The organism is Capnocytophaga sp. oral taxon 338 str. F0234 (assembly GCF_000192225.1).
Taxonomy (GTDB): Bacteria; Bacteroidota; Bacteroidia; order Flavobacteriales; family Flavobacteriaceae; genus Capnocytophaga.
This window is the reverse complement of record NZ_GL872413.1, coordinates 602,648-615,677: the sequence shown is the minus strand read 5'-3', so window position 1 is coordinate 615,677 and position 13,030 is coordinate 602,648. Positions and strand designations below refer to the sequence as shown.

General features: G+C 43.8%; 14 protein-coding genes. 13 read left to right on the top strand and 1 reads right to left on the bottom strand.

Going from position 1 to position 13,030, the window contains the following annotated elements; genetic code table 11:
• The 10 genes from HMPREF9071_RS02910 to HMPREF9071_RS02865 all read left to right on the top strand — a co-directional run.
• The coding region (locus HMPREF9071_RS02910) for a hypothetical protein (protein ID WP_009745065.1) at window positions 1-716 on the top strand (716 nt) is incomplete at its 5' end.
• A 63-nt stretch (window positions 717-779) separates the two neighbouring features.
• Window positions 780-1,058 carry a helix-turn-helix domain-containing protein gene (locus HMPREF9071_RS02905; RefSeq protein ID WP_009745064.1) on the top strand — a complete coding sequence of 93 codons (279 nt, stop codon included), beginning with the start codon at window positions 780-782 and terminating at the stop codon, window positions 1,056-1,058.
• A 171-nt stretch (window positions 1,059-1,229) separates the two neighbouring features.
• Window positions 1,230-4,274, top strand: coding sequence for a histidine kinase (locus HMPREF9071_RS02900; RefSeq protein WP_253908250.1), 3,045 nt, complete (start codon window positions 1,230-1,232; stop codon window positions 4,272-4,274).
• Window positions 4,255-4,986, top strand: coding sequence for a response regulator (locus tag HMPREF9071_RS02895; protein WP_009745062.1), 732 nt, complete (start codon window positions 4,255-4,257; stop codon window positions 4,984-4,986). The genes HMPREF9071_RS02900 and HMPREF9071_RS02895 overlap by 20 nt, the downstream gene beginning before the upstream one ends.
• Window positions 4,987-5,171: 185 nt before the next feature.
• A complete protein-coding gene (locus HMPREF9071_RS02890; RefSeq protein ID WP_009745061.1) occupies window positions 5,172-5,837 on the top strand; it encodes a hypothetical protein in 666 nt (221 codons plus the stop codon).
• 60 nt (window positions 5,838-5,897) lie between these two features.
• Window positions 5,898-6,461 carry a hypothetical protein gene (locus tag HMPREF9071_RS02885; RefSeq protein WP_009745060.1) on the top strand — a complete coding sequence of 188 codons (564 nt, stop codon included), beginning with the start codon at window positions 5,898-5,900 and terminating at the stop codon, window positions 6,459-6,461.
• A 167-nt stretch (window positions 6,462-6,628) separates the two neighbouring features.
• Window positions 6,629-7,729, top strand: a complete 1,101-nt coding sequence (locus HMPREF9071_RS02880; protein ID WP_040357946.1) for a major capsid protein — start codon at window positions 6,629-6,631, stop codon at window positions 7,727-7,729.
• A 128-nt stretch (window positions 7,730-7,857) separates the two neighbouring features.
• Complete coding sequence (locus HMPREF9071_RS02875; protein ID WP_009745058.1) at window positions 7,858-8,178, top strand: DUF6706 family protein; 321 nt, start codon at window positions 7,858-7,860, stop codon at window positions 8,176-8,178.
• Window positions 8,179-8,292: 114 nt separating this feature from the next.
• Complete coding sequence (locus tag HMPREF9071_RS02870) at window positions 8,293-8,646, top strand: hypothetical protein (RefSeq protein WP_009745057.1); 354 nt, start codon at window positions 8,293-8,295, stop codon at window positions 8,644-8,646.
• A 166-nt stretch (window positions 8,647-8,812) separates the two neighbouring features.
• Entirely contained in the window at window positions 8,813-9,262 is a 450-nt protein-coding gene (locus tag HMPREF9071_RS02865; protein WP_009745056.1) for a hypothetical protein, read from the top strand.
• Between the two features lie 31 nt (window positions 9,263-9,293).
• Here HMPREF9071_RS02865 and HMPREF9071_RS02860 read toward each other — a convergent pair whose 3' ends face one another.
• Window positions 9,294-9,665, bottom strand: a complete 372-nt coding sequence (locus tag HMPREF9071_RS02860) for a hypothetical protein (RefSeq protein ID WP_009745055.1) — start codon at window positions 9,663-9,665, stop codon at window positions 9,294-9,296.
• A gap of 235 nt (window positions 9,666-9,900) precedes the next feature.
• On the opposite strand from HMPREF9071_RS02860, the gene HMPREF9071_RS02855 reads away from it, so the two are divergent.
• From HMPREF9071_RS02855 to HMPREF9071_RS02850, 3 genes are all read left to right on the top strand, one after another.
• The gene (locus tag HMPREF9071_RS02855) at window positions 9,901-10,389 is read left to right on the top strand and encodes a glycoside hydrolase family 73 protein (protein WP_009745054.1); all 489 of its coding nucleotides are present in this window, start codon (window positions 9,901-9,903) and stop codon (window positions 10,387-10,389) included.
• A 97-nt stretch (window positions 10,390-10,486) separates the two neighbouring features.
• Window positions 10,487-11,221, top strand: a complete 735-nt coding sequence (locus HMPREF9071_RS12350; RefSeq protein WP_009745053.1) for a hypothetical protein — start codon at window positions 10,487-10,489, stop codon at window positions 11,219-11,221.
• A complete protein-coding gene (locus HMPREF9071_RS02850) occupies window positions 11,178-12,968 on the top strand; it encodes a hypothetical protein (RefSeq protein ID WP_216698036.1) in 1,791 nt (596 codons plus the stop codon). The genes HMPREF9071_RS12350 and HMPREF9071_RS02850 overlap by 44 nt, the downstream gene beginning before the upstream one ends.
• Window positions 12,969-13,030 lie beyond the last annotated feature (62 nt).

Sequence of the window (13,030 nt, the reverse complement as noted above, 5' to 3'; positions counted from 1 at the left end):
AGGAGACCTCAGAGGTGGGCTTTGCCCGAAAGGTGGTGGACTTCACCCCCATCCGCCAGATAGCGGAAGTAACCGCCCGTGCAGGTATTGGTATGATTATCGTACAACATACTACCCTTCTGGGGATCAAGGGGAATATAGATACCCTTAACAAGGAGGACATCATTACCTTAGTACTCACACGCTTTTCCTTTCTCTCCCTTGAGGAACTCTATAAGGCTTTTCAGCTGGAGCGTTACAGTGCCCTGGGGGTGCCTACCCCTCATTACAACCTGATCAATGCCCCTTACATTAGTCAGGTACTACAGAAATATTGCCAATGGTTACAACAGATACGTATGACTCACCAACTACCTATTCACAAGGAGAAGCCTACAGAAGAGAAAGCGCCCTTGAGTGATGAACATTTCCTAAACTGTGTTAAAGAGGCACGGGAGCAGTACTTAAAGGAAGGTACGCTCCCCTTCTTTTCCGCATGGCTTTTTGAAGGTTTGCAAAAAAGAGGCTATGTAGAGGAGTTCTCCCCTGAGGAGAAAGCACTCCTTAAAAAGCGCTTTTGTGAGGAGCGCCTCCGGCAACATGCCTACAAGTACCGCTTTGTCTTCTCCACCCCACAGACCCAAGAGCTCTCCCTTAAGCAGGAAGTCGCTCTAAAATATCTCTTTGAGAAAAAAACTTTCTTAAACAATGAAGGGGAAAAAGTGAAAAGTGAATAGTGAAAAGTGAAAAGTGAAAAGTGAAAAATAGAGTTATTCATCTTTAAAAATTAATCATTAACTATGTTTGTAACTACTGAGATCGCTGCTGTGGTAGCACAAGCCACCGGTCTATCTTTTGAGGCTTATCAGGCAGATAAGCGCTCACTTAAGCATGTTCATGCACGATTGCTCTTTGTATACTTATGCAAAGAGAAAGGGCTTACTCGTAAAGAGATAGCCTTGTTGCTACATCGTTCCCCAAGAAGTATCACTCGCCTGATTGCCACCTGTCGGAGTGAAATCAAATACAATGCCCCTTTCCGTAAATTACTGTCAAAAGTGAAAAATAAAGTCGCATGAGCGAGCAAGAAAATGAAAAATATAGCCAGCGAGTGCCCACAGCTGGGTATGTGGGTGAAAAATGAAAAGTGAAAAACGAAAAATAGTTATTCATCATTAAAAATTAATCATTAGTTATTTTTTATCTTTTTACTTTTTTTTCTTAATTTTGCCCCAAAGTAAGAAGCAGTTATGAGTACACGGCGTTTTAAGTCTTTCATGGATAGAGGTCTGTATTGGAAGGACAATGCGGGCAGGCTTAAGGTGCCTTTGCTGTACTGTTTTAGTAGGCTTTTTCCTTACGGGGTTCTACTTTTTTCTTTTCACCTGTCTTTTTCACAGTCTTTACCCATTTGGGAACATCGGGTATTGCCTTACAACCGCTATACCATAGGTCAGGACTTCTATGAGATGAATGCTCCTATAGAGGTGGACACCGATGGTGCTGTGCTCTTCTCTGCCGAGAAAGACCAGCTCTGTGCTCTGCATAACCTTGAGGTAGAAGAGCTTTTCAAAGGGGAGAATGTGGGTACTTTCCAGAGGAAATACTCAGTGGGAGGGCAGTTGTTCTATGGTTTTGACCGAAGCCTATACACGGGAGGTGATCGGCAATCCCTACAATCCACGCAAGTGGGCTTTACAGGGGCACACTATACGCAGTTTTTCCTTATCAATAAGAAGGTTTACTTCACTGCCATTTCTCCTTCTGGGCAGCAGTATAAGCTCATCCGCTGGGATGGTCACCACTTTCATGAGGAGCTCAAGAGCAGTACCCCCCTGTACACGGTGGAGGTGAAGGGCAAGGCATATCTGCTCTCCTATCACAGTACGGGCACCTCTCTGAAGCCTTTGGAGGATAAGGCACCTCAGAGGGATTATCCTTTCTTTTTCACTGCCCAATATTTCAACTCCTTAGATGATTTCTACTTCACCGATGAGGAACATGAGGGGCTTTTCCATTACAGCTATGGGAAGACCTCCCGCCTGCTTCCACCGAGCAAAACCGAGGTTAGGAATCCGGGACGTTACTACCTCTACACGGATGGTAATGGGCTTACTGTATATGATTTGGCTCAAGAGGGGAAACCTATAGGACGGACTTCTGAACTGAAATCAGCTTATTATAAGGCTTTTTCAGCAGAATCCCAGAGCCTATACTTAGCAGGCAACGGTCAGCTCTCAAGGCTCTTTACCTTTTTGCGCTGCTATCCCCGCCTATACAATGGTACCAATAGCGATGGGCTGCGTACCATTGTCCAGACCCCAGAGGGGAAAATATGGGTAGGTTCCGCTAATGGTGGCTTCTCCACTGTAGATGACAAAGGTACCCATGAGAGTTCTCTTAGAAGCCTACAGATAAACTATGGGGGAACCGTCATAGGCAAAAAGGTGCTGCTCAACACTTATCATAAGGGGTTATACCTCTTTGAAAATGAACATAAGTTTGTAAGGGTCAATGATACCCTACTCTCCCTCCATAACTATGTAAGCCAAAAGGACATTCTCTACAGTTGTGCTCAAGGATATGGCATCGCTTACAAGGCGGTGCAAGACCTTCAGGACAGACGAATTCCCTGGAAGCTCATTGACCATCGGCAAGGCTTGACCTTAACCCAATGCCAGAGTATCTGCGAGGATCCCTTTGGAAACCTCTGGACGATATCCATGCAAGGGGTGGGCATCTATGCTCCTGAGCAGGACAAAGCCTATACACTCCACTACGACAAGGATAATTTTCCCATTAGGGGGGCTTGCTTATTCATGGATAAGGAGAAAACCCTCTGGTTCGGCAGTGAAAAGGGACAGCTCTACTTCTGGAAGGGAAAGGGCAATCCGCTGGAGGCAACCGCGGGTGATTTTGCCTTGCTACGCCATCCCTTGCTCTTGGGTAACAATCGCCCTATCATCTTTTTGCACCAATGGCAGGATTACTTAGTGGTAGGGGTTACTAACAAAATTTTCTTGGTAGACCTTAAGAGTTTCCACCAAGGACAACCGGCTAAGGTCAAGTACTTACCTCCCCTTGTCATGGGCTTGGAGACTCCTCTGGAGCGTGCTTGTGTACTGACCGATGAGCGGGATAACAGCCTTTGGTTTGCCTCCTCCAATATGCTTTTCCAGTGGGATATTGCCAAGTGGCTTACCCTACCCACCTTTCCAGTGGAACCCTCTATCTCCATCAGTACGGGCAAAGCCGAAGTAAAGGGTCGTGCCGATGATCCCATTGTGCTGGAAGCCAACCAGAATTCCTTTGATATCCACCTGCACTATCAGAGCAAGGATAACCTTCCCCGCTTTCTGGTAGCGACCCTTAAGGACAAAAACGAGAAAGCTCCTATAGAGCAAGGAGTTCTCCTCTCGGATACTGAATATCGCTTTCAGAACCTTTCCCCTGGCAACTACACCTTTTCGGTGGTGATGTGCCAAGCCGACGGCTCCTATACCCGCTATGAGTTCCCACTGAACATCAAGAAATACTTCTGGCAGGATACCTACTTCTGGTTGGTAGTTGTGCTTATCCCTGCCGCTACAGGGCTATACATGATATGGAATATGCGCAAGATAGATAGGCAAGATAAGGAGATTATGCTCCTGAAACTCAATAGCCTCAACAAGCAATTCCGACCCCATTTTATGCTCAATGCACTCAATAGCTTAGGGGCAGAGCTCTATGACAAGCCTCATGCCGAGCGTATCCTCTCCTATATAGGGGAGAATATTTCCATTATACATCATTTTTCACAGGGACAAACCACCTTCATTCCTTTCTCCCAAGAGTGGAAGCTCACGGAGAACACCATTGCCATTCAGCGGGAGATATTCCTACCGAACCTACAGGTACAGGTGGAGAATGCAGGGGCTATTCCTGATGATTTCCTGCTGCCTATGGGCTTGCTCCAGGTGATTGTGGAGAACTCTCTTCTACATGGCTTGCGGCACCGTTCCACTCCTCCTCAGATTCTGCGTATTGCTTTCTGGGAACGTCCTGTTGCCTACGGGATCAGCATCAGCGATAACGGCGTAGGAGTAACTCGCTCTAAGGAATATGCAGGTTTGCAGCGACATGGTACCGGACTGAAGACCCTGCAGCGCATTCTAAATATCCTTAATAAGCACTTTGACCATGCCATTACCATTACCATGGAGGACAAGAATCCTAACGATGAACAATATCCAGGCACCATCACCATTATACAACTGAAAAAAGGCATTGATTATGAAAAAATCAACTTATAAATACCTTGTCATAGAGGACGATAGAAACATCTGGAAGAATATCACCGCTCGCATGCAACGCTACTTGCAATGGCAACCGATTCCCTTTACCGATAGTCTGCCTGAGGCAATCGCCCTAATAGATGCACAAAAGCCCGACCTCATCTTCTCTGATTGGAGTATACGCGGAGGCAATGCCTATCCTATCCTTAGCCATATCCATAAGAAGACTTACTACACGCCTTACATCATTTTCTTTACCGGATACCAAGGAGAAAATCCTGAGATTCCTCAAGTGGTCTTCAATGAATTTCCTCTGGTAAAGAAGTACTTAGTCAAGCCCATCTTCCAGAACCTCACCGAACACCTTCAGCAGTATGTCCTTGAGGCAGAAGCTCTCGCCGATGGACAACAGGAAGCCCCTGTGTTTATTGAAAACTACCTCAAACAACAAGTACGTATTCTCCCTCATGAAATCCTCTGTTTTCTGCAGGATGAGGAGAATCCTCGCCTAAAAGTGCTCCATACTTTATCCGGCGGACAAATACACCTAAAACAGACTTGGGAGGAGATACATCACTTCTGTAGTGAACACCATCTCTCCACCTTCGTGGCTCATACACGAAAAACAGTCGTCAATCGTGCTTACATCATTCGCATAAATAAACCTTTTATTTGGCTCGAAGGAGGACTGAAGATACAGGTCTCCCGAGAACAATGGCAACTCTTATAAGTGAATAGTGAACAGTGAATAGTTAAAAATTTTCACTTTTCATTTTTCGTTTTTCCCTTATTAAGGGGGGTGGACACTTCTCAATCCTTTTTTTCTTGACATAGCTACAAAAATGTTGTACCTTTGCAGCGTCAATAAAATCATTAGTGTTGTATTAATTCTTTCTTTTTAAACAAATCATTATCATGAAAGATACCATCCTTACCCTTTTGAGTGAGAAATTTCCTTCTATAGCTCCTGAGCGATTGGAAGGAGTTGCCCAAAGCCTCTCTGACCAGCATCCAGATATGCATCAGGTGCAAGCCCTAGTAAGCAAGCTCACCTTAGAACAGCTTAGCAGCTTTCTCACCCCTACCCCAGTAGCTACTGAGATTCCCTCCAAGGAGCAGCCTTCCCTTACGGAAAATTCCGAGGTACCTACCGTGGCTCCCATTCCTGTATCTTCACAGAACACAGCCTCTCTTACCCGACTTGTGGAGCAGTCCGTTCTCAAAGCCATTACTGCCTTCGAGCAGCGCCTGAGCCACTTCGAGAGACAACAGAGTGAACAACAACGGTTACAACAATTACAACAGGTGCTTTCCTCCTGTCAGGACGACACCTTTCGCCAGCAGAGCCTTAAGGATTTCTCCCGTATGCACTTTGCCTCCCCTGAGGATTTTTCTCAGTATCTCTCCGGTAAGCAATCCGATGTTCTCTCCGCTAATCAAGCCTTAAGTAACCGCTCTCTCGCCCAGAACCATGCCCCTCTCTTTGCTCGTGAGCCCAAGAGTGGCATCTCTCCTTCGGTTACCCTCTTCATTGAGCAACAACAAGCTGAAAACCTTCCTCTAAGAGGTAAAAAACTTTAATCCAGCAAAAGATTTATTATTTTTCATTTTTCACTTTTCATTTTTCATTTTTCACTAATTATGTTTTCCATTTCATTTTCTTCTGATGCGCCAATCACAGGTGCATTCTCTCATCTGCTTGCGGATATTCCCGGAGGCGTAACACTCTCTTCAGAGGTTTTAGGTGGCGCCTATCTTAAGGCTGGGACTCCTATTGGTAAAGACACTGCAGGGCGCTATGCGGTATGCAAAACTGCCCAATTATCAGCACAAGCAACCTCAGCGGCGACCTCCTTACAGGTAAGGAAAGGACATCATTTCCTCCCTGGCGATTATATTGCTTCCGATAGCTCCAACGGAAAGAAAATCAAGTCCATAGATAAGAGCAATCCTGCTTATGACCTGCTTGTACTTCAGGAAGCTATCTCTGTAGAACTGAGCAAGAACACCCCACTATTTGCCTCCAAAGGAGAAGATAAGATTCCTAAGGTAACCCCCAGTGCGTTAGTTTCTGCCACGCTCATCGTCCCTCAGAGGAGTAATCTCTTCTGTGCCGCAACGCTCATCGGTGTTGTCCGTGAGGAGCTTATCCCTCCCATCCCTGAGTCCTTCAAAGAACACCTCAGAGGAATCTTCTTTATTTAAGTAAAGAGTAAGATTTTTCACTTTCCTGTTCGCTCACACAACTTTACTGTTCACTGTTCATTTTTCATTTTTCACCCACATACCCAGCTGTGAGCACTCGCTGGCTATACTTTTCATTTTTCATTTTTCACTTTTCACTTAACTACATTTTTCATTTTTCATTAATTATGAATACTTCTCTTATGATTGGTCTGAACCAGACCGACTTACAAGCGGTAGTACGCTCTTATAGTTTGGAGAATTACTACTACCCTACTTTATTCCCTTTGCGGGAAACCTCTCTGCTTTCTTGGCGTATGCTACAAGCACAAGCAGGACTAAAAATTGCCGGAGACCTCATTGCCCGCGGCGCCTCTATTCCTAAGAAGGTACGCAAGGCAATAGCCCGTATCGGGGGCGATATTCCTAAAATTTCCATTGCTCGGGAGAAAAATGAAGATGATCTCACCGAATACGACCTTATGGTTGCGGCGGCGGCTCAGAATGCAGACCTTACTACCCTTGTGGAGTTCTGGGCAGATGATACTCAGTATTGCTGGCAAGGAATCGCTTCCCGTGCCGAATGGATTGCCTTACAACAAATCTCCTTAGGAAAGGTGGTACTCTCCCCTGAAAACAACTTTTCCGTTGTCTCCCAATATAATGTGGATTACCAAATTCCCAGTGAACAGAAAATTGGGGTAGAAGCTCCTTACAATGGCACCAATGGGAAACCTCTGAGTAAGGACATCCCTCGCGCCTTGAGGATTGGCAAGGAAAAACATGGGGTTACCTACAAGTATGCCTTCATGAATGCTGATACCTTCCTTAAGTTCTCCTCCCAAGAGGAAGTCATCAAGAAGTGTGCCTCCTACTCCCTTTCCCTTACAGGACTTTCCGATACTCCTGACCTACTCTCTGTTAATGCTTATTTAGCCAAGCATACCGAGACCTATCGCGGACTCCAGATTATCGTCATTGATCAAGAAATTACCCTTGAACAAGCCAATGGTAATGCTAAAACGTCCAATCCCTTTGCGGATAATGTGATTCTCTTCAGCGAAAGCAAGGTACTGGGAGCCACCTATTGGAAAGCCCCTATTGACCTAAAAATGCAAGGCTCCAATGCCCTGAAGGTACTCCACGGACACACCCTTATCAAGAAATATTCTGAGGAATCCCCTGTGCGTGAGGTAACCGAAGCGGTGGCTAACCTCTTCCCCGCTTGGAATCTCGCCTCTCGTTCTACTCTTATGCAAGTGGATAACACCTCTTGGAGAATCAACTAAATAGTGAACAGTGAATAGTGAATAGTGAATAGTAAAGTCGCGGGAGCGAGTATGTGGGTGAATAGTGAAAAAATTTTCGTTTTTCATTTTTCATTTTTCACTTAACTACGTTTTTCATTTAATTTGTTATGTCCAATTTAGAATATCTATCTCGTTGTTTAGCTCCCTTAGGGCTTAGCCCAGAGCAAGTAGAGCTCGTCTTGCTTAAGGCACATCTTGCCCCTCACACCTCCATTGAAATAGACCGCTGTGATCGTGCTATGTATGAGCATTTTTCGCTATTGCTTGCTCCTGCCTCCCAGAAGGTCAGCGAGGGAAGTTATTCTCAGTCATGGAACATGGAGGCGATTAAAGCCTTTTACACTGCTCTCTGCCATGAATTGGGTGAGAAAAATGTCCTATTTCCTTCCCATGCCCCCACTCTGAGAAATAAATCCTACCTGTGGTAGAAAATAAAGTGAATAGTGAATAGTGAACAGTGAATAGTATAGCCAGCGAGTGCTCACAGCTGGGTATGTGGGTGAAAAATTTTTCATTTTTCGTTTTTCATTTTTAACTTAACTATGCTTTTCCCTCATTATCTTTTTCTCTGTACCTCCTCTTTTTCTTCACAACAGGCTGACGGCACTTGGAGCGAGAGCACCCCTTCGCTTTCCTTCGTGTGTCGCTGCCGTGAGGAGGCTAATAGCAAGGGACAGGAAGTACCCATTGCCAATACCCTATATCACCATGTGCAAAGTGCCAATGCCTCTTTTCGGCGCTTTGCCTCAGTGGTATATCTCCCAAAAGGAACACCTAAAATCCCTATAGGAACCACTATTATGGTTTGTAATGATGCTCAAGGAACAGAGGTTCGTCTGCAAGCCAATGTCCAAAAATACGACCAAGGTCAGCTTCATTGCCGCCTGTGGACGTAGTCAGTGAACAGTGAATAGTGAACAGTGAATAGTGAACAGTGAACAGTGAACAGTGAATAGTGAACAGTTAAAAGTATAGCCAGCGAGTGCTCACAGCTGGGTATGTGGATAAAAAATTTTTCACTTTTCGTTTTTCGTTTTTCACTTAATTTGTTTTTCGTTTATTATGACTTTTAATATAGAAACCCATCTCTACCAGCTTCTTACACAAGCACATCTAAAGGAGCGCACACACCTCTCTGGAGGCATTTATCTGGGAAATGACCGTCCTGATGACTCCTCTTTGGAGGATATCATCCTACAGTGCCCCCAATGCCTGTATAAGCAAAAGAAAGCCACTCCACCCGCTCCTGCCCAGCCTTTCTTTACAGGAGAGGCACAGATTATCATCTATGTGCCTGATAAGCGCGTGCGAATGGGAAGACTTGGAGAGCAATACATCTCCCCACGCCTTCGCCTGCGGAACCTTTGTGAAGCCATTGCGGTCATCCTGCGCTCCTCCCACTTGGAAGGGGTTACCTTTACCCTCTCAAGGCAAACCCTTACCCCTCTCCCTCAGATAAGACAACACGCCGCTACTCTTTACCTGAACTTTTTAACTCAAGGAAAAGAATAATTTTTAATGATTAATGATTAATAACTATTTTTCATTTTTCACTCAAAACATGGCAAAGCCTCTGCAATTGTGTCTCCAGCACCTCATTGGGAAGAGATCTTTGTTGGCTTAGCTGTATAAGATGTGTAATAGCTTGCCTTAGTAGCGCTCTTGCTTGGTTTGTTTCTCCAAATTGCTTGTACAGCAGGGCTAAATTACAGCATGACTCCGTGTAAATCCTCACAAAAGGAATATGCAATCTCAAACAACCTTCTAAATGGCTGGTAAGCACCTCTGCCCTGTATAGTGCTTCCTTGCTATAAGCAAGTGCATTGGCATAATCCTGCCTTTCAAAACTCTCTTGAGAAAGAGAGGTAAGCTCCTCCCAGTACCTCTGGAGGTGGCACATACAATAATCACTCATTATTTTCTAGTTTTAAGAAGTTATCCGTTTATGAGTGCAAATATATAAAATATTTTTAGACTAACCAATAAATTTATTTTAGACAAGCCTAAATTATACTTAAAAAATAATTTTCTAAGATTTTTTTCACCCACATACTCGCTCACACGACTTCATTTTTCACTTTTCTCTGTTTACTTTTAACTATTCGCTGACTATACTTTTCATTTTTCACTTTTCACTATTCAGTTTCCTAATGCTCTCTTTTTTAGAAAAATACCGTCCTTTTGCCCTTGCCACAGAACGCAAAACAGGCATATCCCATTTGTTTATCTTAGCACAAGCTGCCTTAGAAACAGGCTGGGGGGCACATGCTCCGGGCAATATGTTCTTTGGCATCAAAGCCACTGCCACAACCCCTGCCGATGCACGTCAGTTATTAAAGACCGTAGAGATACTCCCTACCCGTAAGGCTACCTTCCCTCAGGTGCTCTCCATTACTGCCTTACCCAATGGCACTTATCGCTATGTAGTGCGCGATTGGTTCGTAAAGTACCCTACTCCAGAGGCTTCTTTCACTGCCCATGCCCAGTTATTGATGAAAAATCCCCGCTATCGCCAAGCAATGAAATACAAAAGCGACCCCTTCCGCTTAGCGCAAGAAATCGCTCGTGCTGGCTATGCCACCGACCCCAATTATGCCCAAAAACTGATCAAAATCCTTAAGACTTTCATGAGTCATTAATCATTAAATTCGTATCTTTGCTCCCTAAATTGCCCTTTGAGAAAAAAATAAAAGTGCTTTTCGTTAAAAGCACAAGAGAATTAGCATCCCAATCCTAATGAAATATCAAAACATCCTCGAAGAAGAACTCAAAAATAAAGTAGGACACGACTATTTTGCCGCCTATAACCATACCGACATCATCGAGCGCATTGATTTTGCCGTCGCTCACCCCGAAACCTTCTTCGGGCAAAAACACTATTTCCTATGGGCAGAAGCCAAACGCGCCAACTTTGATATTTATAAAGCCCTCGCTCAGCTTGTCCTTACCATCGGCAAAGCACGCACCTTCGAGCGATTATTGCCTCCCAATTACCTCGGCGTATTCAACAGCCAGCTCATCGCCTTTATCCCCTATTGGGAAGTACAAGATATATTCACTCAAAACGATTTCAATTGGAGTGTTACCCCCTCCGACCACAACACCGCCGAGTTCGAGCAAGTGTACAATCGCGTCAAAAACATCCTTGAGCGCAACGCTTATCACTTCCGCTTTGGAACCGACGACAAAGAACTACACACCTTCATCAAAGAAAATTTTGTTATAGGGAAAACAAGTACCAACAAAATACAAATCACCAAAAACAATTTCATCACCATTTATAATAAATGGCTACAAATAGTCAAACCAACCATTCAATTTACACGTTGGGAAGAAGCTAAAAAAGACCAAATTTTAGATGCCGATTTCTACCTTGCCGACCTACTCTCTTCAGAAAAACCATTCTCTAAAAGAAAATCTGAAAGTAGTGCTCGAAAACAACAAATATCGTATGGTAGTCTTCAAAGATAAATACGATGATGATGTATTCAAAACCCTCGGGTTTTCTGATAACCAAAAAGCACATCACCAATTCTGGAATCACTACCAACGTCCCCCACGCGAAGAATACTGGGAGTACATCCTCAACCGTCGCGACCTGCTCGTTTCACAAGATATGCGCGAACGACAAGGCGCCTATTTCACCCCTCCACAGTGGGTAGAACTCTCTCAGCAATACTTAGCCGAAGTCTTTGGAGACGATTGGCAAGAAAATTATTATATCTGGGACTGTGCCGCTGGCACTGGTAATCTATTGGCAGGGCTCTCTTATAAACACAACATCTGGGCAAGCACCCTTGATGATGCCGATGTAAGAGTAATGAAAGACTTTGCCCAGTCAAACACACTCCCCCTTTTGGATAACCACATCTTCCAATTTGACTTTCTAAACGACGAGTTCAACAGCGAAAAACTCCCCGCCGACCTCCTTGAAGTCCTTAACGATGAACAAGAACGCAAAAAACTTATTATCTATATCAATCCTCCTTATGCTGAAGGAGATACTTTTATAGAAAATAAAAATATAAGACGAGGAGTTGCTATTTCAAAAATTTACAGTGATTATAAGAAGGAATTAGGAGAAGTCGTAGCAGAACTCTTTATACAGTTTTTAGGACGTATTTACAAAGAAATTCCCAATTGCATTATAGCCTCATTTAGCACCTTAAAATATTTGAATTCACCTAAGTCTACTAATTTCAGAATGTTCTTTCAGGCTAAAGCAGAAAAAGGATTTATCATCAAAGGAAATACTTTTGACAATGTTAGAGGTGAATTTCCTGTAGGTTTTATTATTTGGAATCTACAAAAAAAAGAAAAAGTCCGACAAATTAATTGTGATATCTATGACGATAATGCTCACTTTATTGGGACAAAAATATTTGCTACTTATGAAAATAGAAAATATTTAAATGATTGGCTGAAACTATTTAAAGATAAAGAAGAAAGCAAAATAGGAGTACTTGGATTTGTAGCTAATGATTTTCAAAATCAAAAATTAGTCTTTATCACTACAAATGGAAGAGGACATCATCAAATCTATATAACCGAAAAAAACTTAATCCCCTTAGCTATCTATTATGCTGTACGCCACCATACGGAGCACTCTTGGATAAACCACAACGACCAATTCCTATACCCAAAAGACGGCTGGCAAACTGATACTAATTTCCAAACCAACTGCCTTACTTATACCCTCTTTCATAGTAAAAATCGCATCTCAGTATCTCAATACCCAAGCAATAAAGAAAAAGTGCCAGCGGAGGCGCTCCGCAATCATTGGATACCCTTTACCGAGCAAGAAGTCAATGCCCCTGCACGCTTCACCTCCCACTTTATGACCGATTTCATTGCAGGAAAGCTCGGTGGGCAAGCCTCTGAAGAGCACAACCTCTTCACCCTCGCAGGTGAAGAAAACCCACACCAAAATACAGCTCTTGTACCTATAGCCCCTCTCCAATTCACCCCCGAAGCACAAGCAGTGTTTGAAGCAGGAAAAGCCCTCTGGCAATACTACTTCACCCAGCCCAACGCCAATGCCAACGCCTCCCTCTACGACATCCGAGAACACTTTCAAGGACGTAATGACAAAGGCAAAATGAACAACAAAAGCGAGGACGAAACCTATAATCGCCTCATCGTTACCCTACGCCAAGCTCTTGCTCGCCTCGCCCAAGCGATAGAACCCAAAGTATACCAGTATCAATTCCTTCTATAAAGAAAAATAACTAATTTTTAATGATTAATGATTAATGATTATTAGCAATTTTTCACTTTTCA

Coding starts and splice junctions, on each gene's coding strand:
- HMPREF9071_RS02905 (WP_009745064.1), top strand. CDS start 780: ATGTTTGTAACTACTGAGATCGCTGCTGTGGTAGCACAAGCCACCGGT.
- HMPREF9071_RS02900 (WP_253908250.1), top strand. CDS start 1,230: ATGAGTACACGGCGTTTTAAGTCTTTCATGGATAGAGGTCTGTATTGG.
- HMPREF9071_RS02895 (WP_009745062.1), top strand. CDS start 4,255: ATGAAAAAATCAACTTATAAATACCTTGTCATAGAGGACGATAGAAAC.
- HMPREF9071_RS02890 (WP_009745061.1), top strand. CDS start 5,172: ATGAAAGATACCATCCTTACCCTTTTGAGTGAGAAATTTCCTTCTATA.
- HMPREF9071_RS02885 (WP_009745060.1), top strand. CDS start 5,898: ATGTTTTCCATTTCATTTTCTTCTGATGCGCCAATCACAGGTGCATTC.
- HMPREF9071_RS02880 (WP_040357946.1), top strand. CDS start 6,629: ATGAATACTTCTCTTATGATTGGTCTGAACCAGACCGACTTACAAGCG.
- HMPREF9071_RS02875 (WP_009745058.1), top strand. CDS start 7,858: ATGTCCAATTTAGAATATCTATCTCGTTGTTTAGCTCCCTTAGGGCTT.
- HMPREF9071_RS02870 (WP_009745057.1), top strand. CDS start 8,293: ATGCTTTTCCCTCATTATCTTTTTCTCTGTACCTCCTCTTTTTCTTCA.
- HMPREF9071_RS02865 (WP_009745056.1), top strand. CDS start 8,813: ATGACTTTTAATATAGAAACCCATCTCTACCAGCTTCTTACACAAGCA.
- HMPREF9071_RS02860 (WP_009745055.1), bottom strand. CDS start 9,665: ATGAGTGATTATTGTATGTGCCACCTCCAGAGGTACTGGGAGGAGCTT.
- HMPREF9071_RS02855 (WP_009745054.1), top strand. CDS start 9,901: ATGCTCTCTTTTTTAGAAAAATACCGTCCTTTTGCCCTTGCCACAGAA.
- HMPREF9071_RS12350 (WP_009745053.1), top strand. CDS start 10,487: ATGAAATATCAAAACATCCTCGAAGAAGAACTCAAAAATAAAGTAGGA.